Here is a 24,881-nt window from a genome sequence, read left to right as displayed (position 1 = left end):
TGTCACAATCGACGTAAAAGTCTTGATTTTCTCAACTATTGAACTTACATTCGATTCGGGCGTGATGCGGATCACATCAACCAACGGGCCGGGGTTGCCAATCCCGCCGGACACAAGGAGCAAGTCATGAGGAATCACTTCGGCACGATGTTCGCGGGCGCAGCGGTCGTGGCCCTGGCGCTGACCGGCTGCGGGCAGGGCTCGCCCTCCGGGAGCGGCGGCGGGGACGGGGACGACGCGAATGGCGAGTTGACCAAGGTCAGTGTCGGCGTGCTGTCCATCGCCCCGTCCGCCGCGGTGCAGTACGGCATCGACGAGGGAATCTTCGAGGAGCATGGATTGGAGATCGACTTCCAGACCGGGCAGGGCGGGGCGGCCATGCTCCCGGCAGTTTCCACGGGCACCATGAACTTCGCCATCGGCAACCCGCTCTCGGTGCTCGTCGCGGCGGACAAGGGGCTGGACATGAAGATCGTCTCCGGTTACTCCAATTCCAAGGCCGAGGGTGATGACATCACCGGCGTCGTGGTGCGCAAGGACTCGGGCATCGCAGGCTGGAAGGACCTTGCCGGCAAGACCGTGGCCGTGAACGCGGTGAACACCCAGGGCGACCTCACCATCATGGAGGCCGCCGCCCAGGACGGAGCCGATGCGACGGCCGTCAAGTTCAGCGAGATCAGCTTCCCGGACCAGCCGGCGCAGCTCGAACGCGGCAACATCGACGCGGCCTGGCTGCCGGAGCCCTTCCTGGCCAACGCGCTGGCGGACGGGGAGAACGAGTTGCTCGGATACAACTACCAGGACGTCGTCCCCGGACTGCCGACCATGGTCGCGTTCACCTCGGGCGCCTACGCCGAGGAGAATGCCCAGACCGTGTCCGACTTCCAGGCGGCCCTTGCCGAGACCCTCGAAGCGGCGGAGGCCGACGCCGAAGGCGTGAAGACCTCGGTTGCGGGCTTCCTCAAGATCGAAGAAGAAGCGGCCCAGAAGATCAACATGGAGGAGTTCGCGGCTGAGATCCGCACGGAGGAGATGAACGCCATGGGCGAACTGATGCTCAAATACGGTTTCGTGGACAAGGCGCCGGACGTCGAATCGATCCTGGTCAAGTAGCCGCGACGCGGAGGAACGGAGGCGCGGAGTGCTCAACAACGGAATCGGCGCGTGGATCCACAAGCGCCGCGTCAAGTCCGCACAGGGGATCGCGGTCGTATCAGCCGACGGGTCGCTCGGCTACGCCGAGATGGCCGGCCGAATCGACCGGTTGGCCAACGCGCTGGCCGACGCCGGGGCGGAACGCGGGAGCCGGGTCGCCTACCTGGGCAACAACCACCCGGCCTTCCTCGAAACGCTGTTCGCCTGCGGCCTCCTCGGCGCCGTTTTCGTGCCGTTGAACACGCGGCTGGCTCCACGCGAGCTGACCTACGCACTGGAGGACTCCGGCAGCGGCATGCTCATCCACGCCGCCGAGTTCGACGACTTGGCCGCCGCCAGCGTCGGGGGCGCCCCGGTGTCGCGCCGCTGGAGCGTGGGCGGCCCATCGAGCCCGTTCGAGGAGTTGGTGGCCCTCGGCGCCGACGCGCACCCGGATGTCCCGGTGGCCATGGAGGACCCGGCGATCATCCTCTACACCTCGGGGACCACCGGCAAGCCCAAGGGGGCCGTGCTGACCCACGGGAACCTGACGTGGAACGCCATCAACGTCCTGGTCGACTACGACGTGACCGGCCGCGAGGTGGCGCTCATGATCGCGCCGATGTTCCACGTGGCGTCGCTCGGCATGGGGGCGCTGCCCACGCTGCTCAAGGGCGGGACGCTCGTGCTGCAGGACCGCTTCGATCCCGGAGCGGCGCTGGCGGCGATCGAGCGGCACGGCGTCACATCGCTGTCCGGAGTCCCGACCACGTTCCAGATGCTCGCCGAGCATCCGGCGTGGGCCGGCGCGGACCTGACGTCGCTGGCGAAGCTCACCTGCGGCGGGTCGGCCGTTCCGGCGCGGGTCCTTGACGCCTACGAGGAGCGGGGCCTGTCCTTCTCGGGCGGCTACGGAATGACGGAGACCGCTCCTGGCGCCACGTCCCTGCAGCCGGAACGTTCGCGCGGAAAGGCGGGATCGGCCGGACTGCCGCACTTCTTCACCGACATTCGGATCGTGGATCCGCTGGGTACGGACGTGCCGGCAGGCGCCGTGGGGGAGATCCTGGTCTCGGGACCCAACGTCGTCCCCGGCTACTGGAACCGGTCCGAGGCGACCGCTGAGGCCTTTGCGGAAGGCGGATGGTTCAAGTCCGGCGACATGGGCTACGTCGACGACGAAGGCTTCCTCTACATTTCCGACCGGCTCAAGGACATGATCATTTCGGGCGGCGAAAACATCTACCCGGCCGAGGTGGAGCAGTTGGTCATGGAACTCGATTCGGTCGCGGCGGTCGCCGTGGTCGGGGCGCCGGACGACACTTGGGGCGAGGTTCCGCTGGCGGTAGTGGTTCCCGCCGAGGGGCGGGAACCGTCGGAGCAGGAAATCCGCGCGCATCTGGAGGGGCGGCTGGCGAGATACAAGATCCCCAAATCCGTGCGGTTCGTCGATGAACTGCCGCGCACGGCATCCGGGAAAATTCGCAAGATCGAAGTCAGGCGGCAATTCAACGGCTAGCGTATGTTCGAAACGAGACCGGTCCGGTGTTCTGAATCACACCGGACCGCACTACCTTTGACCCATCAGCCAACACCCGTTCACCATGCACGACAAGGAAGTCAACCATGAAAAAGCTCACGAAGTCCGCGGCATTGGCCGCTACGGTATTGGCGCTGGCCGCATGCGGGGGAGGATCCCCGAGCGGTTCCGACGGCGGCGGCGAGTCCACGGGAGCCGGCGATCTGACGACGGTCACGGTGGGTGTCATCCCCATCGTCGACACCGCCCCGATCTGGCTGGGGGAGGCCGAGGGGATCTTCGCCGAGGAGGGCCTGAAACTGGACATCCAGACGGCGACCGGCGGTGCCGCCATCGTCCCGGGCATCCAGTCCGGCAGCTACGACTTCGCGTTTTCGAACCTCATCTCGCTCATGGTCGCCAACGACAAGGGCCTGAACATGAAGATCGTCGCCAACGGCGCCACCACCACCGGAACGCAGGAGGACTTCGGCGCCGTCGTGGTGGGTGCCGATTCCGACATCGCCTCGCCGAAGGACTTGGCAGGCAAGAAGGTATCGGTGAACAACCTCTCCAACATCGGAGACACGACCATTAAGACCGTGGTCGAGGAGGACGGCGGGGACCCGGACGGCGTCGAATTCGTCGAGGTCGGCTTCCCGGACGCTCCGGCGGCGCTGGAGAACGGCGTCGTGGACGCGGCCTGGATCCTCGACCCGTTCCTGAGCCAGGCGGTCGGCGACGGGGCCAAGGTCATCAGCGCGAACTTCACCGACTTCGATCCGAACCTGGACATCGCCGCCTACTTCACCAGCCAGACGACCTTCGACGAGGATCCGGAACTGACCGAGAAGTTCCAGCGCGCCATGAACAAGTCACTGGAGTTCGCGCAGGAGAACCCGGACAAGGTCCGCGACATCGTCGGCACCTACACGAAGATCGACGAGGCGACCCGTGCCGAGATCGTGCTGCCCCGCTACCAGGTCGAGATGAGCCGCGAGGCGGCGCAGAAGCTCGGCGACGCCGCCGTGAAGTACGGGACGCTGGAAGAGGCGCCCGACCTCGACGCGCTGCTGCCATGACCCACGCCCTGGAAGCGCCGGCGCGGCAGAGCGCCGGGAAGAAGGCGGGACCGGCCAAGGCCCTGCCGAAATGGCTGCTCGGCCTGGCGGGTGTGGTGGTCTTCCTGGGGGTGTGGGAACTCCTGCCGGCGCTCGGCGTCGTGGAGGCGAGGTACCTGCCGCCGGCGTCGGAGGTGATCGTGGCGCTGGTGCTCGACTTCGGGCTCACCGCCTTCTGGGTGGCCGTGGGCGAGACCCTGTTGGCCTGGTCCCTCGGCCTGGCGATGGCGGTCGCCCTGGCCCTGGTGCTGGGACTGGTGATCGGGATGTCGCCGTTCCTGCGGCGCTTCACCAACTCCTCCATCGAGTTCCTGCGGCCGATCCCGTCGGTTGCCCTGATTCCGTTGGCCGTGCTGCTGTACGGGGTGAAGATCGAGTCATCGCTGATGCTGATCGTCTACGCGTGCTTCTGGCAGGTCCTCATCCAGGTCCTCTACGGGGTCGCGGACGTCGACAACGTCGCCATGCAGACCGCGCAGTCCTACGGCTTCACCCGCTGGCAGCGGATCAAGGACGTCGTCTTTCCGACCGTGCTGCCGTACCTGATGACCGGTGTCCGGCTCGGGGCGGCCGTCGCGCTGATCCTGGCGATCACCGCCGAACTGATCATCGGTTCCCCCGGGCTGGGACATGAGATCGCCCTGGCCCAGTCCGGCGGAGCGATCTCGGGGATGTACGCGCTGATCCTCGCCACGGGCTTGCTCGGGGTGCTGATCAACTCGGGCATGCGCGTGGTCGAGAAGCGGGTGCTGGGCTGGCACCCGTCCGTCCGCGGGGAGGTCATCGCATGAAAACGCTCAAGTCCATCGGTTATGTCCTCGCCCTTCCGGTTCTGCTGCTCGCGCTGTGGTGGGCCGGGACCTCGGGGGAGCCGAACTTCTTCGTTCCCACCCCGCCGCAGCTCGTGGAAACCTTCGGTCCGACGTGGTTCCAGGGCAGGATCGTCTCGGACGTGGTGCCCAGCCTGGGCCGGCTCGTGGTCGGCGTCCTGCTCGCCATCGTCCTGGGTGTGGTCGTGGGGTTGCTGGTCGGGTTGAACCGGACGCTGCGCGCGATCACGGAACCGGTCTTCGAGTTCTTCCGCGCGTTGCCGCCGCCGGTGTTGATTCCGGTGCTGATGCTGCTGATCGGGGTCAACGACTCGATGAAGGTCGCGGTCATCGTCTCCGGGGCGGTGTGGCCGGTGCTGCTGAACACGATCGAGGGAGTGCGCTCGATCGATCCGGTGCAGAACGAGACGACCCGCTCCTACGGCATCAGCGGATTCTCCCGCATCCGCTACCAGGTGCTGCCCTCGGCGATGCCGACCATCATGGCCGGCATCCGGCAGTGCCTGTCCATCGGGTTGATCCTGATGGTGATCTCGGAGATGTTCGCCTCCTCCTCGGGGCTCGGATTCACCATCGTGCAGTTCCAACGTTCCTTCGCGATCCCCGAAATGTGGTCCGGCATCATCGTGCTCGGACTGATCGGCGTCGTCATGTCGTTCATCTTCCAGTGGGCCGAACGGCGCGTCCTGCGCTGGTACCACGGACTGAAAGAGGTAGAAAATGCAGCCTGAGACCCAGAAACCGCAGCCGGACCACATCGCCCAGCCCTCGGGAGCGTCGGCGACGCCTGCGCCGTCGGGACGCACCATGCCCGCCGGGACGGCGTTGCTCTCGGTCCGGAACCTGAAGAAGGTCTACAAGACCGACGGCGGCGACATCGAGGCCGTCCGGAACCTGACGTTCGATCTGGGACGCGGAGAGCTGGCCTGTCTGGTCGGACCGTCCGGGTCCGGCAAGACCACGCTGCTCAAGTGCATCGCCGGCCTGCTCGGCGCCACCGAGGGGGAGGTGCTGCTGGACGGGCAGAAGGTCACCGGTCCGCCGAAGAAGATGGCGGTGGTGTTCCAGGAGTACGGGCGCTCGCTCTTCCCCTGGCTGCGGGTGGCCGCCAACGTCGAACTGCCGCTGAAGAACGCCGGGGTCCCCAAGGCCGAGCGTGCCCGCCGGGTCGCCGAGGCGCTGGAGGCCGTGGGGTTGGACCACGTCCCCAAGTCCTACCCGTGGCAGCTCTCCGGCGGGATGCAGCAGCGCGTGGCGATCGCCCGCGCCGTCGCCTACCAGCCCGAGGTCCTGCTCATGGACGAGCCGTTCGCGGCCGTGGACGCGCAGACCCGCGCGGACCTGGAGGACCTGGTCCGCCGTTTGTGGAAGGACCTGGGCATGACCGTCCTGTTCGTCACCCACGACATCGACGAGTCCGTGTACCTCGGTGAACGGGTCATCATCCTGTCCTCCTCGCCGACCGTGGTGCAGGAGGACATCGAAATCGACCTGCCGGCGGAGCGCGACCAGCTCGAGACCCGCTCCGCGGCGCGCTTCACCGAGCTGCGCCACCACGTCTACGAGCAGATTCAGCTCGCGAAGAAGGGGCACCGCCCGGAGCAGGCCATCACCTCGGTCGTCCGGGACGCGAAGTAGGGACGCGGCCGGCCCCGGGAGCCGCGGCTCCCGGGGCCGGCAACGGCCTTAGGCGACCGCAGGGGGCAGCATCAGCCCTGCGCCCGGGATGGCGTCCAGAAGCGCCCGCGTGTAGGACGTTTGTGGATTGTCGAAGACGTCGTCCGTGGTCCCGACCTCCACCAGCTTGCCCTTCTCCATCACGCACACGTGGTCCGCTATCTGCCGCACCACGGCGAGGTCGTGGGTGATGAACAGGTACGTGACCGGGCGGCAGCCCGTTGGCGCGCAGGGTCTCGCGCACTTGGAACCCGATCAGCGACATCGGATTCAGCTTGGAGGTCGGATCCTTCGGAGCCATGCCAATCGGGGGACCCGCGCAATTCGATCATTCGTTTCTCCGGCGCCGAGGTGATGTCCTCGCCGTCGAACAGCATGTTGCCGCCAGACCCCCAGAGCGTGGGGCATTTCGCCGCAAAGTGTGACCAGCGCACATCCCGTCTTTACTTTTCGGCACCCGCGTCGAGTCCGCGCGCAATGCCCCGGGCCGCCGTCCGCAAGGCCATGACCGCCGCCGGGAGCTGGTCCGAACCACGTGGAACCACGATGGCCAACGCCGCCGCCGCCCGTCCCCTCGCGTCCAGGATCGGGACGGCCGCGCCGGTTGTTTCCTCGTCGATGAAGCCGTCGAAGGTCGCGTAACCCCGGAGCCTGATGTGCGCGAGCTCGCGACGGATGTCCGCGTGCCGCTCGGCGACCGCCGCTGCATGCCGTTCGAGGTACCCCTCCAGCACTGGCCCCGACGAGAAGGCCAGCAACGCCATCCCCATCGACGTGAGGTGGACCGGCATGCGCCCGGCGACGTGTGCCTGGTTGACCACGGAATCCGGCCGGGACAGGCGTTCGACGATGAGCACCTCGTCCTCGTGGAGCACGGCCAGCTGCGTGTTCTGGCGGACCAGTTGGTTGACGTCCTCCATGAACGGCAGGGCCACCTGCCGCAGGTCGCGGGTGGCCGAGGAGCGGTTGGCGATTTCCCACAACCTCACGCCGAGCCGGATCTCGCCGTTCGCGCCGCGGGCCAGGAGCCCGTGCGCGACCAGGTCCTCGACCAGCCGATAGGCGGTGGCGCGGGGAACGTTCGCCCGGCGGGCCAGTGCGCCGACGGTCAGCGACCGCAGGTCCGGGCCGAACGCGTCGAGGATGCGGACCAGCCGGTCCAACATCGCGTCTCCGGACGGGGAGTTGGCCACGGCCGGGGCCTACGCCGGGTGCGGCATGATGGCGGCGACCGCAGCGGTGTCGACCCCGGCCGCGGTCTCCGGCGACCAGGCGGGATTGCGGTCCTTGTCGATGACCTGCGCACGGATGCCCTCCGGCAGGTCCGGGTGGGCCATCAGGTAGGCGGCGACCCGGTGCTCGCGCCGCATGGCCTCTTCCAGGTGGTCATCGGCGCGGGCGGCGCGGATCGCCTGAAGCGCGGCCTCCGTGGCGAGCGGGGAGTTTGCCCTGATGGAGGCGGCGGCCCGGGCGGCGCCGGCATGGGGGAGCTCGTCGAGGCGGTCCAGGATCGCGTCCACCGTCTCGGCCGCATACGCCGCGTCGATCCACGGCCGGTCCGCTGCGATGGCCAAGGTGGCGGCGGGCGCCGGCGAGGCGTGGAGCACCTCGAGCGCGGCCCCGACGTCCGCCGCGGAGAGCCCCGCGAGGTCCGGGAGGGTGGCCACGACGTCGTCGAGCGTGTCCACGGCGACGCAGAAGTCGGCGAAGCCGGCCAGGATGGCGTCGCCGGCGCCCATCTCGGCGGCGGTCAGTCCGAAGTGCTCCCCGAGGCGGCCGGGCGCCCGGCCGAGGAGGTGGGTGCCGCCGACGTCGGGGGAGTAGCCGATGCGGGTTTCCGGCATGCCGATCCTCGAGCGCGGCGTCACGATCCGGACCGCGGCGTGGCCGGCGAGGCCCACCCCGCCGCCCATGCACAGGCCGTCCATCAGGGCGACCACCGGCTTGGGGTAGGTGGCGATCTTGCGGTCCACCTCGAACTCCTCGGACAGGAAGTCGAGGAAGTCCTGGTGGCGGTTGGACCGGATCGATTCGTAGAAGCCCTTGATGTCGCCGCCTGCGCAGAATCCGCGCTCGCCGGCCCCGCGGAGGACCACGATCCCGATCGCCGGATCCGCCCGCCACGCCTCGAAGGCCGCGTCGATGTCGGCGACCATCTCGCGGGTGAGCGCGTTGATCTTCTCCGGCCGGTTCAGCGTGATGACGCCGAGTCCGTCGCCGGCCGCCGCGATGACGTGTTCTGCCACTTGTTCCTCCATCTACGGATGCTGCTTTCGACGCTACCCGAACACCCTGCCCGCCAGCCCCCATCCGTGTCGGGATACATGTAGGAAAGCCGCGCCCATTCCCGCATGTATCCCGACACGGATGCCGGAAGGGCCCTTGTCGCCTCCGGACCGCGCTGGTAAAGTTCATTGGACGCACAGAAGTTCATATAGTGCACTTTTACGCCACGGAGCAGGAGAAGTTCATGCAGCAGGCCTATGTGTACGACGCCGTACGCACGCCCTTCGGAAAGATCGGCGGATCGCTCGCCGGCCACCGCCCGGACGACCTCGCGGCCCACGTGGTCCGCGAAATCGTGAAGCGCGCGCCCGGCCTCGACGCCGGAACGATCGACGAGGTGGTGTTCGGCAACGCGAACGGCGCCGGCGAGGAGAACCGCAACGTGGCCCGCATGGCCACGCTGCTCGCCGGACTCCCAACGTCGCTCCCGGGGACCACGGTCAACCGCCTCTGCGGTTCCTCGCTGGACGCCGCCATGATGGCCTCCCGGCAGATCGAGGTCGGCGAGGCCGACCTGATGCTCATCGGCGGCGTCGAGTCCATGAGCCGCGCGCCGTGGGTCCTGCCCAAGACCGAGCGCCCCTTCCCCATGAGCAACCTCGAACTGGCCAACACGACGCTCGGCTGGCGCCTCGTGAACCCGCAGATGCCCGCCGAATGGACGGTCTCCCTCGGTGAGGCCACGGAGCAGTTGCGGGAGAAGCACGGCATCTCCCGCGAGGAGCAGGACGGGTTCGCCGCCAACTCCCACCAGTTGGCCGCCAAGGCCTGGGGCGAAGGCAAGTACGCGGACCTCGTGGTCCCGGTGCCGCCGAACTCCAAGCGCGGCATCGAGCTCGCCCGCGACGAGACGGTCCGCGCCGACTCCACCGCCGAGACCCTCGGCGGCCTGCGCACGGTCTTCCGCACCGGCGAGCACGCCACCGTCACCGCCGGCAACGCGTCCCCCATGAGCGACGGAGCCTCCGCCGCGTGGCTGGGTTCCGAGAAGGCGTCCGGCCTGCTCGGTCTGGAGCCCCTCGCCCGCATCGCCGGCCGCGGGGCCGCCGCGAACGAGCCGCAGTACTTCGGGGAGGCTCCCGTCGAGGCTGCGAACCTCGCGCTCAAGCGCGCCGGAATCGGCTGGGGCGACGTCGCCGCGGTCGAACTCAACGAGGCGTTTGCCGCCCAGTCCCTCGCCTGCATCAGGCAGTGGGACATCGACGAGGCCATCGTCAACACCTGGGGAGGCGCGATCGCCATCGGCCACCCACTCGGCGCCTCCGGCCTGCGCGTGCTCGGGACGCTGGCCCGCCGCCTGCAGCAGTCCGGCGCCCGCTACGGCGTCGCCAGCCTGTGCATCGGCGTCGGACAGGGCCTCGCCGTCGTCCTCGAAAACACCGCATCCAACCGCTGATCCCACCCGAACCACACACTAGGAAGCAGGAGCCACCCATGGCACCACGCATCGCCACTTCCGCCGCGGACGCCGTTGCCGGCATCCACGACGGGGCAACCGTACTGATCGGCGGGTTCGGCAACGCCGGCCAGCCGATGGAACTCATCGACGCGCTGCTGGACTGCGGCGCGAGCGGCCTGACCGTCGTCAACAACAACGCCGGACAGGCCGACGCCGGGCTGGCCCTGTTGATCAAGGAACGCCGCGTCGGGAAGATCATCTGCTCGTTCCCGCGGCAGTCCGATTCCTGGCACTTCGACACGGCCTACCGCGCCGGGGAGATCGAGCTGGAACTGGTCCCGCAGGGCAACCTCGCCGAGCGCATCCGCGCCGCGGGGGCCGGAATCGGCGGCTTCTTCACGCCGACCGGCTACGGGACCATGCTGGCCGAGGGCAAGGAAACCCGCGTCATCGACGGCAAGGGCTACGTCCTGGAGTCGCCGATCCGCGGGGACGTCGCGCTGATCAAGGCGCTGCGCTCCGACGGCCTGGGCAACCTGACCTACCGCAAGACCGCCCGCAATTTCGGTCCGATCATGGCCGCCGCCGCGAAGCAGGCCATCGTCCAGGTGGACGAGGTCGTCGAAACCGGCGCGATCGACCCCGAGAACGTCGTCACGCCCGGCATTTACGTGGACACCGTCGTAGCCATCCCAGGAGAGAAATAATGAGCGAATTCACCTCCACCGAGGCAGCACTGACCCGCGACGAGCTGGCGCGGATCGTCGCCGCCGACATCCCCGGGGGCGCCTTCGTGAACCTCGGCATCGGCCAGCCGACCAACGTCTCCAACTTCCTCACCGCGGAACAGGGCGTCACCCTGCACACCGAGAACGGCATGCTGGGCATGGGCCCGGTCGCCACGGGCGACGACGTCGACGGGGACCTCATCAACGCCGGCAAGATCCCGGTCACCGAGCTGCCCGGGGCGTCCTACTTCCACCACGCCGACTCGTTCGCGATGATGCGCGGCGGCCACCTGGACGTCTGCGTCCTGGGCGCGTTCCAGGTGTCCCGGGAGGGCGACCTGGCCAACTGGCACACGGGCGCGCCGGACGCCATCCCGGCCGTCGGCGGAGCCATGGACCTGGCCATCGGCGCCAAGGCCACGTGGGTCATGATGAGCCTGTTCACCAAGGGCGGCGAGTCCAAGATCGTCGAGGCGCTCACGTACCCGGCGACCGGCCTCGGATGCGTCTCGCGCATCTACACCGAGTCCGCGGTCTTCCTCATCGGCGAAGACGGCGTCACGGTCCGCTCGGTCCACGGCACCACGTTCGAGGAACTGGCCGAGCGGCTGCCGGTCCCCGTGAAGAAGGCCTCGTCGCGCTGACCTAGGATGTAGTGCGCGGCCCACCGGCCGCGCACCACGGGAAGGGACCTCATGGAGTACGACGGCGACGGCTCGCCAGGCGTCCCGGCCGACGGCGCCGCCGCCGGCAAGTTCGTCCAGTCCCTCGCGCGGGGGCTGGACGTCATCAGGGCCTTCGACGCCGAGCACCACTCCATGACCCTGACCGAGGTCGCCAAGCTGACGGGACTCTCGCGCGCGACCGCGCGCCGGTTCCTGCTGACCCTTGCGGACCTGGGCTACGTGCGCACGGACGGCAAGCGCTTCGAGCTCACGGCGCAGGTCCTGCAGTTGGGCTACGCCTACCTCTCCAGCCATTCGCTGCCGCAGCTGATCGAGCCCGTGCTGGAGGAGCTCTCCGCCGAGCTCAACCAGTCGGCGTCGGCCTCCGTGCTGGACGGAACCGACGTCGTCTACATCGCCCGGGTGCACACGCGCCGGATCATGCGCGTCGGCATCGCCGTCGGCACCCGGTTTCCCGCCTACGCGACGTCGATGGGGCGCGTCCTCCTGGCGTATCTGGAACCCGGCGCGCTGGAGCGGGCCCTGGCGACGGGACCCCTGGACGCGCTGACGCCCAACACGGTGACGGATCCGGTGCTCCTGCGCGCGGAGCTGGCCGCGGTCCGCGAACGGGGCTGGTGCCTCGTCGACCAGGAACTCGAGTTGGGGCTTCGGTCCCTCGCGGTGCCGGTCTTCGCTCCGGACGGGACGGTCGCGGCGGCGCTGAACGTCTCCATGGGTGTCCTGTCCGGCGCCGCGGGCGCGGCCTCTCCGCTGGAGGCGGCCATGGAACTGCTGCCCGCGCTCCGGGCGGCCGCGGACCGGGTCGAGGAGGCGCTGCGCTCGCAGCGGTAGGCGTTACGCAAACGTAGGCGACGAAACCCGCCGGACGCCCGGACGCGGGTATAGAGTCTGCGTACCTTGAGTTCGGCGGCGGCTCCCGGCCCGCGCAGGTAGCGGGTCCGGCCCATGCCAGCCGGAGTCTCTTTCGCATCGGGGGATCTGAATAATGGCTTGGAAACACCTTGGGCTCCGCGGCTTGGCCGTCGGGCTCGCACTGGGCGTCGTCGTCTCCGGTTCCGCGCTCCCGGCCGCCGGGACCCAGCACCGCCAGGCGCCCGCCGCCGCCATCGTGCTTGCGCAGCCCGTCCTCGCCGCCGCGCAGCCCCTGCCGGCCGCGGTCGCCACGAAGTCGGCGCGGACCACGGCCAACCTGCACCTGCGGCAGCGTGCCGGAACGCAGTACGCGTCGCTGGCGCTGATACCGCGGGGAACCGTCGTCGCCCGGACGGGCCGGACCGCGGGGACGTGGTGGGAGGTCATGTACGGGGGCAAGACGGGCTGGTCCAGCTCCGCCTACCTGCGGGCCGTCGTGTCGTCGTCTTCAGCGCCCGCGCCGGCCCCGAGCGCCTCGTCCACCCGCTGGTTCTCCGGCTCGCAGGCCCTATATACGCGGCCCGCGTACTCGTCGAAGCGCCTCATGGCACACTCCCGGGGAACCAAGGTCACCGTGTTGCGGACTTCGGGCACCTGGAGCGAGGTCCGCGCGCCCAGCGGCACGGGTTGGGTCCGCACGGGAGGGCTGTCGAAGTCCGTCACCCGCTACACCGGAGCCACCATCTATCCGTCGTCGTCCCACCGGTGGACGATGTACCGGTCCAACATCAGGACTGGTCCGTCCACGGGCCACCGCAGCCTGGGGGTACTCCCGGCCGGGGAGATGATGCCGCTGATTGAGTCCCGGAACGGCTGGTCCAGGGTCAAGTCCTCGAGGGGGACCGGCTGGGTCAAGGGCACGCTGCTGACGAACCTCGCCACCAAGGCGCCGCCGCACCTCCAGCCGGTGACCAGCCGCATGCTGGGCGCCGTGAAGCGCAACTTCCCGACCGCATACTCGTCCGTCGGGACCGTGCGGGAGGGGTCGGTGGGACACCGGCTCGGGCTGGGCGCGGACCTCATGATCACGAACTGGAGCGCGGCATCCGGCATCGACAACGGCAACAGGATCGTGGACTACATGATCCGGAACCAGAAGGCGCTGGCCATCGACTACATCATCTGGCGCGACAGGATCTGGTTGAGCCAGGACCGGCAGTGGGGCCCGTATTCCATGGGTGGGTGGGGCCGGCACCTGAGCCCGAGGGGCTGGAACGCGACCACGCTGCACTACGACCACATCCACGTGGACACGTTCGTCGCGCGGTAGCCCTAGCGCAGGCGGGGACCGATGCTGATCCGCCGCAGCTCGGCGGCCAGACGGTCCATGAACACGTCGACCTGCGCGCTGCGCCGGTCATTGAGCTGGAGCGCGAAGATGCTGCGCGCGAGCCGGATCTCGGGCACGTCGACCACCACGACGCCGTCGGGCCGGTCCTGCATGGCGAGGTCAGGCACCAGGGCCGCGCCAAGGCCGGCGGCGGCGAGCTGCAGCGAGGCGTTGAAGTCGTCGCAGTAGGCCACCACCCGCGGATGCAGGTCGCAGGAGGCGAACAGCCGGGAGATGACGGTCGCGTCCGACGTCCCGGGGTGGTGCATGATCCACGGCATGTGCGCCAGCTGCTCGGCGGTGACCTCGGACCCGTCCGCGATCCGCCACGAGCGGGGGAGGACCACCCGGAAGTTGTCGTCCCCGATCCACTGGCGGTCGATGGTGTTGGGCCACGCAAGACCCGCCTGTCCCACTTGGAACACCAGCGCCAAGTCCAGCTCCCCGCCCGCATGGAGACCTTGGATCGTCTGGTGCGGTTCGCCGACGCTGACGCGGAGGCTGATGCCCAGGGACTGCCAGTCGGGTGACCCGAGGAGCTTGGGCAGGGCGAATGTGGCCAGGGAGGGGAAGATGCCGAGGCGCAGTTCGCGGACGCCCGCCCCGTCCTGGCCGGCCCCGGCGGTGTGGCTTGCGGCGAGGAGGGCGTCGATGTCCGTGAGGACCTTTTTCGCGTGTCGGGCCATCGTCGTGGCGGCGTCCGTCGGTTCGATCGCGCGCGCGGAACGACGGAACAGCGAGACGCCCGCGTCGCGCTCGAGTGCCGACATCTGCTGGGACACCGCGGAGGCCGTGTATCCCAGCCGCGCGGCCGCGGAGGCGAAGGAACCCTGCTGTATGACCTCGAGGAGGGTGCGCAGGTGCACCGGGTTGACCATCAGGACTCCTTGCGCTGGACGCTGTGAGGGGCGCTTACGCTAATTCATCCTAGTGCCCCCGGACTACTCGGCGTCCGCGTCCGCCCGTTCCCCGCGCGGCTCCTCGTCGTCCCATTCCTCCTCGGCGTCCTCGTCGTCGAGGTCCGCCGCGGTTTCGAGGTCGTCGTCGAGCAGGTAGTTGTGCTTGTGCAGGGGGTCGACCCCATCCATGGATTCGGGGGCGTCGGAGGATCCCTCGTAGGGCTGGCCGTCGCGTCCGTCCTCCGGTCCGTTCAGGTCGTCGTCGGCACGCTCGTCGAAGACGGTGTCGTCGAATGCGTCGCTCATGGGTTCCTCCTCGTGGCCGGCCGGACTGGTCGCCCAGCGGTGTTCCGTTCAGTCACAGCCTAGGACGATGCCGGCGGCGACGACAGCCCCCTAGGGCACCAGACCCATCGCCCCGGCGGTGAGCCTCAGGGAGACCAGCCGGTCTTCCGGCAACGGCGCGTTGTGGACCGTGATCAGCTCGTCGGCCCGCGCGTGGTCGGCGAATCCCTCGAGGTACTCGCGCACGGCGTCCGGCGTTCCGACCGCCGTGTAGGCGAGCATCCGCAGCACCGATTCCCCGGCGGGCGAGGTGAGCAGCATGTCCACCTCGTCGTCGGTGAACGGCTGCTCGCGACCGCGCCCCAGCATCATCCGGATGCGGCTGCGCCGGACGTCCTCCATGATCCGCTGCGCCTCCTCGTTGGTTTCCGCGGCCACGACGCCGACACCGGCCACCACATGGGGTTCGGCCAGCTGCTCCGACGGCCGGAACTCGGCGCGGTAGAGCGCGACGGCCTGTTCGAGGGAATCCGGCGCGAAGTGCGAGGCGAACGAGTACGGCAGGCCCAGCTGCGCGGCGAGGCGCGCGCCGAACAGGCTCGAGCCGAGGATGTACAGCGGCACCTGCGTTCCGCGTCCGGGGTAGGCGTTCACGCCCGGAATGCGCGAGGCCGCGCCGAGGAACGACTTCAGCTCCAGGACATCGTGGGGGAAGGCATCGGCCGACGCCGGATCGCGCCGCAGCGCGCGGAAGGTCGCCTGGTCGCTGCCCGGGGCGCGGCCCAGGCCGAGATCGATCCGGCCGGGAAACAGCGTCTCCAAAGTCCCGAACTGCTCGGCGATGACCAACGGAGAGTGGTTGGGCAGCATGATCCCGCCCGCGCCCAGACGGATCGTGGAGGTGTGGTGCGCGACGTGGCCGATCAGGACCGACGTGGCGCTGGAGGCGATGGTCGGCATGTTGTGGTGTTCGGCGTACCAGACGCGCGTGTAGCCGCATGCCTCCGCGGCCTGCGCGAGTTTCACCGACTCGACGAAGGTCTGGGCGGCGCTGCCGCCGGGGGCGATGGGCGCGAGGTCGAGGACCGAAAGTGGAATGCTCACAAGGGCGGCAACCCGTTCGGCGACGCGTTCATTCCCGCGGAGGCCGGCAACGTGGGTGATTCCCGCGTCGCCCTAAGCCTCCTCCGCGCCGTAGAGCTCATCCGCCAGGCGAAGTCCGCGGTTGGCCCAAGCGATTTCGGCTTCTGCCCGGGCGATAAGCCCTTCGTAGGCAAAGCGTTTGAACGCCGTCGTTCGTTCCTTGTCCTGCTCGGCGGTCTTGCTTAGCCGGCGGGTCAGCATGGAGCTGGTTCCGGTGTCGATCTCGCGGACCTTCTGTTCCCACTGGCGCAGCAAGGCGGTGTTGTGTTGGATGTGCGCCCGCATTTGCCTCCTGGCCGCGGTGGGGCTGGCCCATTCCAGATAGGCCGCGCGGAGGTGCGCCGGATCCCGGACCCGCGAAAACTCCATTGGCGCGTTGATCCACTCGGTGAATGCGCCGTTGCCTTCTGCAGTGATGTGGTAGCGGCGTTTGGTGCCGGACTTGCCCCACGGGACGTCTTCGCCGACGACCAGTCCGTCGCGCTCCATCTTTCGCAGCTCCGGGTAGATCTGGGAATCCGGGGCGTACCAAACGTGGCCGACTGAGGATTCGAAGACCTTGTACAGGTCGTAGCCGGTCATCGGTTCGACGTTCAGCAGGGCCAACAGCGCATAGCGGAGGCTCAACGGGCTCCTTTCAATCATCGGTTGCCTGCCCACACGGGTCGGCGGTTTGCCCATCCTATGCGGGCAGGCAACCGGGACCGCCTACCTCGCCGCGGACGTGCGCCAGCCGCCCCGGTAGTCTTGGCGCGCCACCGTGGAGTACGGAATCGGGCTGACGACCACGCGGACTTCCATCTGGCGGTGCGGCTCGACCGTGGTCTTACGAGTCCCGCCGCCCGGTTCGCCCCACACGACTTTCAATTCGGTTCCCTCCGGAACGTCGGGATCGATGGTGGCGAGCGAGAGCCCACGCCGTTCGTTCGAGCTGTAGCCGGTGAACATCGAGAGGCCAATGGTGTTCCCCCCGGCGTCGACAACCTTGTCGTAATTCGACGATCCGTAGTTCGCCAGGGGCAGATCGAAGTACTTGTAGGGACGCTCGTTGGTGTCCACAACCGAGGTGAGGATCCTGCCCAGGTCTTCCGCGTTCCAGGCCAAGGTGACCTTCTTGCGCTGAGAGGCCGGATCCATTCCCTCCAATGCGTCCCGGCCGATGAAGTCGTGGTCGAACTTCACAAACGAACCATAGCCAAGCTCCCACGGCGTGAGGTAGTAGTCCTCGATCTTCTCGGACACGAAACTTCCGGCGACGGCGTTGGTCGCCTCATAGCTGTCGGCGCCGAGCCATCGGCGGTAAGCACCCAACTCGTCCCCCGTGTAGATCGCCGGCAACGGCGACGGGATCCATCCTGACTCCAAGGTATTGGACGGGTACGCGCGGGCGCCGACCGGGAGCATTCCGAACTCGGCGCCGGCCTCCACGATGGCGTCCCGTACCTTGTCGTAGGAGTCGTACGCGCCCCAGACCTCAAGTCCCGGCGCGCCGGCCATGCCATGGCGCAGGGTGCGCACGGTCTCGCCGGCAATCGCCATCTCGTCCATGTTGAAGAACTTCAGCTGCTCCACGGGTCCGCCGTTGAGCTTTTCGATGATCTGCCACGCATTGGGGCCTTGGATCTGGAACCGCCAGTACTTGCGCTGCACCGGCTTGCCCATGGGGCGGGAGGGAGAACGCCGGTCCGCGACCACCTCGACGTCGTAACCGCCCGTCTCGGCATGGAACAGTAGCCAGTTCGCGGCGGGCGCCCGTCCCACGTAGACGAACTCGTCATCGGCCTCGTGGAAGAGGATCCCGTCGCCAATCACATGACCGGAGGGCGTGGTCGGTACGTATTGCTTGGCCTTGTTGACCGGAAAGGTCGCGGTGCTGTTGATGGCCGTGTCCGAAATCAGCTTGAGGGCGTCGGGCCCCTTGATGAACAGATTGTCCATGTGGTGCGACTGGTCGTAGAGCACGGCCGTTTCGCGCCAAGCGCGCTGTTCGCTGCGCCAGTTGGAGTACTCGGGCGCAACGACGGGGTAGATATACGCGCCGATCTGGGAATTGCGCAGAAGTTCCACGGTGCTTGGCGCGGCGTCGAGGACTTCCTGGAGGTTTGTGGGTTCCACGGTGGGCCCTTTCCTTTGATGGGTTGTCCCGAATACGCCAGCGGACCGAGACGCGACAGGGACTCGATGGTGATTTGGCTCACCTCGGCACCCTGACCATATGACTATGCGGGTAGACATGTCGAGATGTTGTCGATGCCAAGCACGGGGGTGCGAGGTCGCGGCTCGCCCGGATGCACTGTGGCTTTGGTCGGCGGCCATGGGTTCCGGGCGACCGGGTTGGCGCGGAGGAGTTGGCCTGAAGGGGGTCCGGTCGCGGGACGCATGGACAGGAGGGCCTATGAAATAACGATGTGGGTAGTTATTGTGTGAGGTGAATCACACGGGGCACCAAAAATGCTCCCCGATCATCAGGAGAGCACATGAAATCACTTAAGGCAGCGCTCGCGTGCGCGGCGATTCTGGGGTTGGCGGCCTGTGGAGGCGCATCGCCGTCATCCAGCCCCAGCGGGACAGCCGACGGCGGGTCGGAGCTGGAGCAGATAGAGGTGGGCGTGATTCCCATCGTTGACGTGGCTCCCATCTACCTCGGCGTCGAGGAGGGGCTCTTCGAAAAGGAGGGGCTCGAGCTCACCCTGACGCTGGCGCAGGGCGGAGCCGCGATCGTCCCCGCGATCACCTCGGGTCAGATGGACTTTGGATTCTCGAATGTCACCTCGATGATCGTCGCCCGTTCCAAGGGATTGCCTCTGAAGATGGTCGCAGCGGGAGCCAATACGACGGGCAACGTCGAAGACGACTTCGCAGCGGTGATGACCAAACCGGACAGCGGGATCAAGGAGGTCGCCGATTTGGTGGGCAAGAAGGTTGGCGTGAACACGCTGAACAACATCTCCGACTCGACCGTTTCCGAGGCCGTCAAGCAGGCCGGTGGCGATCCGGCCGGCGTCGACTTCGTGGAGATGCCCTTCCCCGACATGGTCGGGCAGTTGGCCAAGGGAAACGTCGATGCGATCGCCGCTGTCGAGCCCTTCGTCACGATCGCCGAGGGAGACGGGAACGAGCGGGTGTTCTCCAACTATGCCGCACCCGTGGAAGACCTCACGGTCGCCGTGTACTTCACGTCCGACCAGTACGTGCAGCAAAACCCGGAGACCACGGAAAAGTTTGTGCGGGCGATGAAGGCGTCGCTGGAATTCGCCGATGCGAATCCGGATCGGGTGCGTGAGATTCTCCCGACTTACACTTCGCTCGAGCCGAACGTCGTCGAAAAGCTCACCCTTCCGAAGTTCCCGACCGAGGTCAATGCCGATTCGATCGAGGAGGTCGCGCAGATCTCCCTGGATCGGGGACTGATCGACGAGGTGCCGGACATGACGGCGTTGCTTCCGGCCGAATAGCTGGGGGCGGACCCCAATGGGGCCGGGCGGCCGCTGGGCGTCCGGCCCCAGCCGCGGGTGCAGACCCGCTCGAGCGGTTGCGGCCGGGGCGGGATCGTCCTGGCCGCTATGCGATGCGTTCCCGGAAGTCCGCGATCCACTCGGCGGTCGCCTTGAGCCCGCCGAAGGTATAAAAGTGCAGTCCCACCGTGCCGTGTGTTTTCGGGTCGTAGCCATCGACCAGGTCCCGAATGAAGCGGTCCGGCCCCGCCGTGCCCAAGAGGTTGGTGATGGAGAATCCGTACTTCTGGGCTATGCCGGCAGACGACGCGATGCCAAAGCGGCGGGCGAAGGCAAGCAGACGCCTGATGCCTGCCGGTCCGGGAACGCCAATGCGCACGGGTAGGTCTATGCCCCGTCGCCGGACTTCGGCCAGCCATTGCAGCACGGGCTCCGTGTCGAAGCCGAACTGGGTGATGATGGTGCCGTCGAGTCCCTGGGCCCGAATGGCGGCCGCCTTGTCCTCCAGCGCCCTCCACAAAGTGTCCGCGTCGATGTTCGGGTGTCCCTCGGGGTAGCCGCTGACGGAGATGTGGGCGAACCCGTGCCCGGACAAGGCCCCGCTTCGGATGACGGACAGCGAGTCGGGATACGGCCCCATGGGTTCGGCGGGATCCCCGCCCACCACGAAGATGTGTTTCGCACGTGCGCGCGTTGCGAGCGCCGCGATGAAATCCTCCAACTCTCCGGCGGTAGCCAAGCGGCGAGCGGAAAGATGGGGAACAGGAATGAAGCCCGCTGCCCTCACCGCGCTGGCCGCGGCGACGCGCATCGGCGGGTCCTCGTTGCCGAGGAACGTTACGTTGATGCGCGTTCCCCCGGGGATGGCATCGCGTGCGGCTTCAAGCGCGCGGATGTCCTTCCCGGTCATCTCCAAGGAGAAATCCGCGAGAAGGTTCTGCGTCGGAGTGCCGGAGCGCGGTTTCGGCTGCGTGGAGCCGGTGACGGTCTCGTCTGGCGGAGGCTGATCGGACAGCATCATTGGGGCCCTTCGGTTCCGGGTGCGCGCACTGCCGCGGCGCACGTGCTGTAGCCGCGACGGTGGCGCGACCTCCACCCGGGGCACGCCTAGGCTACCTACCGACATAGTGGCATGTCTACGCCGAGCGACGTGGCCCCCATGGGATGTCGCGCTTCGGTTGGCCGCGACTCTCGGAAGGAGAGCGGTCGCTTGCCAACTAACTATGTACATAGGTATTCTATGTTCTGGACCACAGTCCAACGGGATTGGCAGCCGTCCTTGCCGCCACGGCAGCCCACTTTCGGAAGGGACCAACCATGACCACAGCCGCGACGAGAAGCGCCGGCGCCGCAAAGGTACTCGGCTACCCGCTCAACGCCTGGTATGCAGCGGCCTGGGATCACGAGGTCACACGCAAGCCGATGGCGCGGCGCATAGCCAACCGTCCGCTCGCGATGTACCGCACCGAAGACGGGCGGGCCGTTGCCCTCGCCGACGCGTGCTGGCACAGGCTTGCGCCACTGTCGATGGGCAGGACGGCGGGCAGGGACGGCATTCAGTGCCCCTATCACGGGATCGTTTACAACTCTGCCGGACGGTGCGTTTCCATGCCGGCCCAGGAGACGCTCAATCCGAGCGCCACCGTGCCCTCCTTTCCCGTGGTGGAGCGGTACCGCTACGTGTGGGTGTGGCTGGGGGATCCCACGCTCGCGGACCCCGGGCTGGTCCCGGACATGTCCCAAATGACCTCGGAAGAGTGGGCGGGGGACGGCGAGACCATCCGTACGGCCTGCAATTACCAACTGATCCTCGACAACCTCATGGACTTGACGCACGAAGAATTCGTCCACGCGTCCTCGATCGGCCAGGAGGAGCTCAGCGAGTCCGAGTTCGAGACCAAGCGTGACGGCAACCTTGTCACGGTGGCCCGTTGGATGTTCGATATCGATGCCCCGCCTTTTTGGCTGAAAAACATGCGCGACAAGTTCCCCGGTTTCGAGGGAAGGGTGGACCGTTGGCAGATCATCCACTTCGAGGCACCTTCCACGATCCGCATCGATGTCGGCGTTGCGAAGGCCGGGACCGGAGCCGAGAAGGGCGACCGTAGTCAGGGTGTGAACGGCTACGTCATGAACACCATTACCCCGGAAACCGACCGGTCGTCCCTCTACTTCTGGGCTTTCATGCGCAATTACCGTCTGGACAGCCAGCTGATCACCACCCAACTGCGTAGTGGCGTCCACGGAGTCTTCGGGGAGGACGAGGCGATGCTCACGGCTCAGCAGGAAGCCATCGACGCCAACCCGGACCATGAGTTCTACAGCCTGAACATCGATGCCGGCGGCATGTGGGTCCGGCGCATACTGGAGAGCATGCTCGCCGCCGAAGGCCGCGGGAGCGAGCGGGTTTGATCCGTCCGCCCGAGCATCCGAAGGACAACAACATGGCAGCAAGCACCACGGAAACCTGGCAGGACGCCGTCGTCGTGGAGACCGCCGACATCGCCACGGGCATCCGCCGCATTGTGATCGAGCCCGAGCTGGTCCGTGCCGCGGAGCCGGGATCGCACATCGACCTGGACATCGACATCGACGGGCAGCGTCAACGGCGCTCCTACTCAGTCGTCGAATCCATCGACGGCGGCAGGCGCCTGGCCATCAGCGTCTTCCTCTCGGGTACTTCGCGCGGTGGCTCGATCCATATGCACTCGGTTCGTGTGGGCGACACGCTGCGCATCACCGCGCCCCTGCAGAATTTTCCGCTGAGGGTCGGTGCCGCCAGCTACGTCCTTATCGCCGGCGGCATAGGCATCACGGCAATCACCAACATGGCCAGCGTGCTCAAGCGCGTGAAAGCCGACTATCGCGTGGTCTACGCCGGCCGCAACAGGGCAGCCATGGCGTACCTCGCGGCCCTCGAGACGGCCCACGGCGACCGGCTCGTCACGCATGTCGACGCGGAGGGAACGGGGCTCGACGTTGACGCGTTGGTCGCGGGGATGCGCGCCGACGCCGAGGTGTACATGTGCGGACCCATTCGCCTGATGGACGCCGTGCGGCGGGCATGGGGAGCCAGTGGACGTTCGGTGCCGAGCCTGCGCTACGAGACATTCGGCAATTCGGGCTGGTTCGATCCCGAGGAGTTCATCGTCCGGGTTCCGAGCCGCGACGTCGAAATCCTGGTCGGGAGGGAACGCTCGATGCTGGAGGCCCTCGAGGATGCCGGTGTCGATGTGATGTTCGACTGCCGCAAGGGGGAATGCGGACTGTGCGAAGTCAAGGTCCGGGACCTGCGGGGCAGCATCGACCACCGCGACGTGTTCTACAGCGAACGCCAACAGCGCGCCGCTGACAGGATGTGCGTCTGCGTTTCCCGCGTTGCGATGCCCGGCACGGAGGCAAGCGACACATGCCGAGATGATGGCCGGACCATGAGCCCCGCCAGGGTCGTCATCGACCTCTAGCCGGCCAAAAGGCGACCTCCGCCAGGGGGCGAGGTTAACGAACGAAGGCGGCACCCTCAGCGGGTGCCGCCTTCGCGGTGTTGAAAGAGCCCGATGATTCGGACTGATCCGCTACTTAGACAGCGCGGATGTCGGTGGCCTGCAGGCCCTTCTGGCCCTGGGTCACCTCGAACTCAACGCGCTGGCCCTCTTCGAGGGAGCGGAATCCGTTGGACTGGATCGCGGAGTAGTGCGCGAACACGTCGTCCGAGTTGTCGTCCGGAGCGATGAAGCCGAAGCCCTTTTCAGCGTTGAACCACTTAACGGTACCAATTGCCATGATGTGTCCTTTCAGACTGTCCGCAGGGGACGTAGGGGTTGCGACCACCGGACTTGGTGGCCCCATGCAGCTACGAGATTTACCGCGAGTCAAAAAGAGACACGCCCCGCGAACGGGGACTTGGCACTGAAACTACTACGAGAAAACTACGACTACATGCCCAACGATACCGGAGGACCCGCGCAGAACCAATTCGCGGCGGACGGACCCCGCCGCATCGCCCTACAGCCGGTCGAATCGTTCGAGAACCAGCTCCACGAGTTCCGCCGGAACTTCCGTCCCGGGAACCAGCAGGGGCGCGGAGACGACGTCGGCCCCGCAGCCCGCCACCATCGCGGCGAAATGCCCCGGCGCCATGAGGTACGTGGCGACGACGACGCGCCCGCGGGCGAACCAGCGCCGGCGGGACCGGCTCGAGGCCCGCTCGACGGCTTCGGGGACGGAGGGTCCGGCCGCCGAGACGAACGCGGTCTCCACCCCCGTTCCCAACCGGTCCGACAGCAGGCGTCCCATCGCGTGGCAGTCCGCGATGCCCTGCGGATCCGTGGACCCGGCGCACGCCAGGATCACCTGGTCGCCGCGGCGCAGCCCGGCTTCCACGAGCCGGCGTTGCAGCACGGTCGCGAGTCGCGGATCCGGGCCCAGCGCGCGGGAGAGCGTCGTCCCGGGCGCGGACGCCGCGGACCCGGCGAGGTCGTGGCGCGTGTGGAACCCCGTGGACAGCAGCAGGGGCACGATCCGTGGGCTGCCCCCGCAGGCGTCCAGCACCACATCGACGCCGGGAGTCTGCACGTCGACGTACGCCGCCGCGACGGGAACGTCGGGACGTGCGGCGGCCACAGCGTCGACCAGCTCGGTGATCGCGGCACGGCCCGCCGGGCTCTTGGTTCCGTGCGACGCCGCAACGAGGGTGGTCGCCCGGACGAGCGGCTCCCAGCCGCCCCACGCGGAATTGAACGCCGGGGCGAGTGGGGCGGCGGCCTCCCCGAGCATGTTCTTCTCCAGCATCGCGGCCGTCACAGTCCGAACCCGACCCAGAGCCGGCCGTCCTCCACGCGGACCCTGTGCACCGGAAGCGAGAGCCCCGGCGAGGTGAGGCATTCGCCCGTGTCGAGGCGATAGGTCTCCTTGTGCAGCGGACTGGCGATGGTGTGCACCAGGCCCGCGTCGGTGGAACGGCCGCCCATGATGCCGCGGGCCATCACCTGGGACCCGGTCGCCGGGCAGCGCTGGTCGGCGGCGTGGACCGACCCGTCGGCGAACCGGAACAGGGCCACCTGCCTGCCGTCGATCCAGGCGGCCTCGCCCCAGCCCGTCTCCAGGTCGTCGAACCAGCAGACGTCGTGCCAGTCCTGGGTGCCTGCGGCCGTGGCGGGTGCGTGTTCCTCGATCAGGATGGTCATGGCGTGTCTCCTTTGTTGGTCGTTGCCTCTTCGTTGGGCGTTGCACCGAGCCTAGGAAGGCGGTGTTACGCGTTCGTCCGGCCGGCGTTTCGGCCCGGTAAATCCACTCTCACGCACCGGCGAATCTGCCCGTGAGGGCTTCCGGCGGCGGCTTGGCGCCCTTGTTTCGGCCTTGTTTCCGGCGGTTCACCGGAAACCCGCGGATCCCGGAAAACAATGTATTGCGAATGAAACGCGGGGGTAATTGGGGGGCAAACGCCGCTTCCTAGGCTTGTCCCCAGACGGACC

The 24,881-nt window shown here is 67.7% G+C and carries 25 protein-coding genes and 1 pseudogene; 14 read left to right on the top strand and 12 right to left on the bottom strand.

Features of this window, described 5'->3' with window-relative positions; genetic code table 11:
* Positions 1 to 126 precede the first annotated feature (126 nt).
* The 6 genes from ACHAAJ_RS11875 (at position 127) to ACHAAJ_RS11850 (ending at position 6,242) form a co-directional block, all read left to right on the top strand.
* A complete protein-coding gene (locus ACHAAJ_RS11875; protein WP_435728356.1) occupies positions 127 to 1,113 on the top strand; it encodes an ABC transporter substrate-binding protein in 987 nt (328 codons plus the stop codon).
* 28 nt (positions 1,114 to 1,141) lie between these two features.
* Positions 1,142 to 2,653 (top strand): o-succinylbenzoate--CoA ligase, encoded by a 1,512-nt coding sequence (gene menE / locus ACHAAJ_RS11870; RefSeq protein ID WP_435728354.1) that lies wholly within the window; start codon positions 1,142 to 1,144, stop codon positions 2,651 to 2,653.
* Positions 2,654 to 2,760: 107 nt separating this feature from the next.
* Positions 2,761 to 3,735 (top strand): ABC transporter substrate-binding protein, encoded by a 975-nt coding sequence (locus tag ACHAAJ_RS11865; protein ID WP_435728353.1) that lies wholly within the window; start codon positions 2,761 to 2,763, stop codon positions 3,733 to 3,735.
* Entirely contained in the window at positions 3,732 to 4,565 is an 834-nt protein-coding gene (locus ACHAAJ_RS11860; RefSeq protein ID WP_435728352.1) for an ABC transporter permease, read from the top strand. Before ACHAAJ_RS11865 ends, ACHAAJ_RS11860 begins: the two co-directional genes overlap by 4 nt.
* Entirely contained in the window at positions 4,562 to 5,335 is a 774-nt protein-coding gene (locus tag ACHAAJ_RS11855) for an ABC transporter permease (protein WP_435728351.1), read from the top strand. The genes ACHAAJ_RS11860 and ACHAAJ_RS11855 overlap by 4 nt, the downstream gene beginning before the upstream one ends.
* Positions 5,336 to 5,411: 76 nt before the next feature.
* Entirely contained in the window at positions 5,412 to 6,242 is an 831-nt protein-coding gene (locus tag ACHAAJ_RS11850; protein WP_435728415.1) for an ABC transporter ATP-binding protein, read from the top strand.
* 48 nt (positions 6,243 to 6,290) lie between these two features.
* Here ACHAAJ_RS11850 and ACHAAJ_RS11845 read toward each other — a convergent pair.
* The 3 genes and pseudogenes from ACHAAJ_RS11845 to ACHAAJ_RS11835 form a co-directional block, all read right to left on the bottom strand.
* Positions 6,291 to 6,488: pseudogene (locus tag ACHAAJ_RS11845) on the bottom strand (ABC transporter ATP-binding protein); the annotation flags it as partial.
* A gap of 236 nt (positions 6,489 to 6,724) precedes the next feature.
* Positions 6,725 to 7,474: an IclR family transcriptional regulator gene (locus ACHAAJ_RS11840; RefSeq protein WP_435728350.1), complete on the bottom strand. Its 750-nt coding sequence runs from the start codon at positions 7,472 to 7,474 to the stop codon at positions 6,725 to 6,727.
* Positions 7,475 to 7,483: 9 nt separating this feature from the next.
* Entirely contained in the window at positions 7,484 to 8,527 is a 1,044-nt protein-coding gene (locus ACHAAJ_RS11835; RefSeq protein WP_435728349.1) for an enoyl-CoA hydratase/isomerase family protein, read from the bottom strand.
* Between the two features lie 224 nt (positions 8,528 to 8,751).
* Between ACHAAJ_RS11835 and ACHAAJ_RS11830 the strand changes: the two genes are divergently transcribed.
* The 5 genes from ACHAAJ_RS11830 (at position 8,752) to ACHAAJ_RS11810 (ending at position 13,565) form a co-directional block, all read left to right on the top strand.
* A complete protein-coding gene (locus ACHAAJ_RS11830) occupies positions 8,752 to 9,963 on the top strand; it encodes a thiolase family protein (RefSeq protein WP_435728414.1) in 1,212 nt (403 codons plus the stop codon).
* 38 nt (positions 9,964 to 10,001) lie between these two features.
* The gene (locus ACHAAJ_RS11825; RefSeq protein ID WP_435728348.1) at positions 10,002 to 10,673 is read left to right on the top strand and encodes a 3-oxoacid CoA-transferase subunit A; all 672 of its coding nucleotides are present in this window, start codon (positions 10,002 to 10,004) and stop codon (positions 10,671 to 10,673) included.
* Positions 10,673 to 11,338 carry a CoA-transferase gene (locus ACHAAJ_RS11820; RefSeq protein ID WP_435728347.1) on the top strand — a complete coding sequence of 222 codons (666 nt, stop codon included), beginning with the start codon at positions 10,673 to 10,675 and terminating at the stop codon, positions 11,336 to 11,338. The genes ACHAAJ_RS11825 and ACHAAJ_RS11820 overlap by 1 nt, the downstream gene beginning before the upstream one ends.
* A 51-nt stretch (positions 11,339 to 11,389) precedes the next feature.
* Positions 11,390 to 12,214 carry an IclR family transcriptional regulator domain-containing protein gene (locus ACHAAJ_RS11815; RefSeq protein ID WP_435728346.1) on the top strand — a complete coding sequence of 275 codons (825 nt, stop codon included), beginning with the start codon at positions 11,390 to 11,392 and terminating at the stop codon, positions 12,212 to 12,214.
* A gap of 154 nt (positions 12,215 to 12,368) precedes the next feature.
* Positions 12,369 to 13,565: an SH3 domain-containing protein gene (locus ACHAAJ_RS11810; RefSeq protein WP_435728345.1), complete on the top strand. Its 1,197-nt coding sequence runs from the start codon at positions 12,369 to 12,371 to the stop codon at positions 13,563 to 13,565.
* A 2-nt stretch (positions 13,566 to 13,567) separates the two neighbouring features.
* Here the strand turns inward: ACHAAJ_RS11810 and ACHAAJ_RS11805 are convergent, their stop codons facing one another.
* The 5 genes from ACHAAJ_RS11805 to ligM all read right to left on the bottom strand — a co-directional run bounded on the left by ACHAAJ_RS11805 (position 13,568) and on the right by ligM (position 18,067).
* Positions 13,568 to 14,503 carry a LysR family transcriptional regulator gene (locus tag ACHAAJ_RS11805; RefSeq protein ID WP_435728344.1) on the bottom strand — a complete coding sequence of 312 codons (936 nt, stop codon included), beginning with the start codon at positions 14,501 to 14,503 and terminating at the stop codon, positions 13,568 to 13,570.
* A 63-nt stretch (positions 14,504 to 14,566) separates the two neighbouring features.
* Entirely contained in the window at positions 14,567 to 14,830 is a 264-nt protein-coding gene (locus ACHAAJ_RS11800; RefSeq protein ID WP_435728343.1) for a hypothetical protein, read from the bottom strand.
* A 90-nt stretch (positions 14,831 to 14,920) separates the two neighbouring features.
* Positions 14,921 to 15,913, bottom strand: coding sequence for an LLM class flavin-dependent oxidoreductase (locus tag ACHAAJ_RS11795; RefSeq protein WP_435728342.1), 993 nt, complete (start codon positions 15,911 to 15,913; stop codon positions 14,921 to 14,923).
* Between the two features lie 72 nt (positions 15,914 to 15,985).
* Positions 15,986 to 16,579, bottom strand: a complete 594-nt coding sequence (locus ACHAAJ_RS11790) for a PadR family transcriptional regulator (protein WP_435728341.1) — start codon at positions 16,577 to 16,579, stop codon at positions 15,986 to 15,988.
* Positions 16,580 to 16,660: 81 nt separating this feature from the next.
* Positions 16,661 to 18,067 carry a vanillate/3-O-methylgallate O-demethylase gene (gene ligM / locus ACHAAJ_RS11785; RefSeq protein ID WP_435728340.1) on the bottom strand — a complete coding sequence of 469 codons (1,407 nt, stop codon included), beginning with the start codon at positions 18,065 to 18,067 and terminating at the stop codon, positions 16,661 to 16,663.
* 362 nt (positions 18,068 to 18,429) lie between these two features.
* Here ligM and ACHAAJ_RS11780 point away from each other — a divergent pair, with 362 nt between their 5' ends.
* Positions 18,430 to 19,407: an ABC transporter substrate-binding protein gene (locus tag ACHAAJ_RS11780; protein WP_435728339.1), complete on the top strand. Its 978-nt coding sequence runs from the start codon at positions 18,430 to 18,432 to the stop codon at positions 19,405 to 19,407.
* Positions 19,408 to 19,513: 106 nt separating this feature from the next.
* Here ACHAAJ_RS11780 and ACHAAJ_RS11775 read toward each other — a convergent pair whose 3' ends face one another.
* Positions 19,514 to 20,428: a methylenetetrahydrofolate reductase gene (locus ACHAAJ_RS11775; protein WP_435728338.1), complete on the bottom strand. Its 915-nt coding sequence runs from the start codon at positions 20,426 to 20,428 to the stop codon at positions 19,514 to 19,516.
* Between the two features lie 296 nt (positions 20,429 to 20,724).
* Here ACHAAJ_RS11775 and ACHAAJ_RS11770 point away from each other — a divergent pair, with 296 nt between their 5' ends.
* Both ACHAAJ_RS11770 and ACHAAJ_RS11765 read left to right on the top strand, forming a co-directional pair.
* Positions 20,725 to 21,819 (top strand): aromatic ring-hydroxylating oxygenase subunit alpha, encoded by a 1,095-nt coding sequence (locus ACHAAJ_RS11770; protein ID WP_435728337.1) that lies wholly within the window; start codon positions 20,725 to 20,727, stop codon positions 21,817 to 21,819.
* Positions 21,820 to 21,851: 32 nt separating this feature from the next.
* On the top strand, positions 21,852 to 22,871 hold the full coding sequence (locus ACHAAJ_RS11765) for a PDR/VanB family oxidoreductase (RefSeq protein WP_435728336.1): 1,020 nt from the start codon (positions 21,852 to 21,854) through the stop codon (positions 22,869 to 22,871).
* Between the two features lie 115 nt (positions 22,872 to 22,986).
* Here the strand turns inward: ACHAAJ_RS11765 and ACHAAJ_RS11760 are convergent, their stop codons facing one another.
* From ACHAAJ_RS11760 to nirD, 3 genes are all read right to left on the bottom strand, one after another.
* Positions 22,987 to 23,190 carry a cold-shock protein gene (locus ACHAAJ_RS11760; protein ID WP_343901574.1) on the bottom strand — a complete coding sequence of 68 codons (204 nt, stop codon included), beginning with the start codon at positions 23,188 to 23,190 and terminating at the stop codon, positions 22,987 to 22,989.
* Positions 23,191 to 23,412: 222 nt separating this feature from the next.
* Positions 23,413 to 24,210, bottom strand: a complete 798-nt coding sequence (locus ACHAAJ_RS11755; protein ID WP_435728335.1) for a sirohydrochlorin chelatase — start codon at positions 24,208 to 24,210, stop codon at positions 23,413 to 23,415.
* On the bottom strand, positions 24,207 to 24,593 hold the full coding sequence (gene nirD / locus ACHAAJ_RS11750) for a nitrite reductase small subunit NirD (protein ID WP_435728334.1): 387 nt from the start codon (positions 24,591 to 24,593) through the stop codon (positions 24,207 to 24,209). The genes ACHAAJ_RS11755 and nirD overlap by 4 nt, the downstream gene beginning before the upstream one ends.
* Positions 24,594 to 24,881: the final 288 nt, after the last annotated feature.

This window comes from Arthrobacter arnarulunnguaqae (assembly GCF_051262515.1).
In the GTDB taxonomy this organism is placed as follows: domain Bacteria; phylum Actinomycetota; class Actinomycetes; order Actinomycetales; family Micrococcaceae; genus Arthrobacter_N.
Note: the sequence above shows the minus strand (reverse complement) of the source record. Positions and strands in the feature narration are given on the sequence as shown.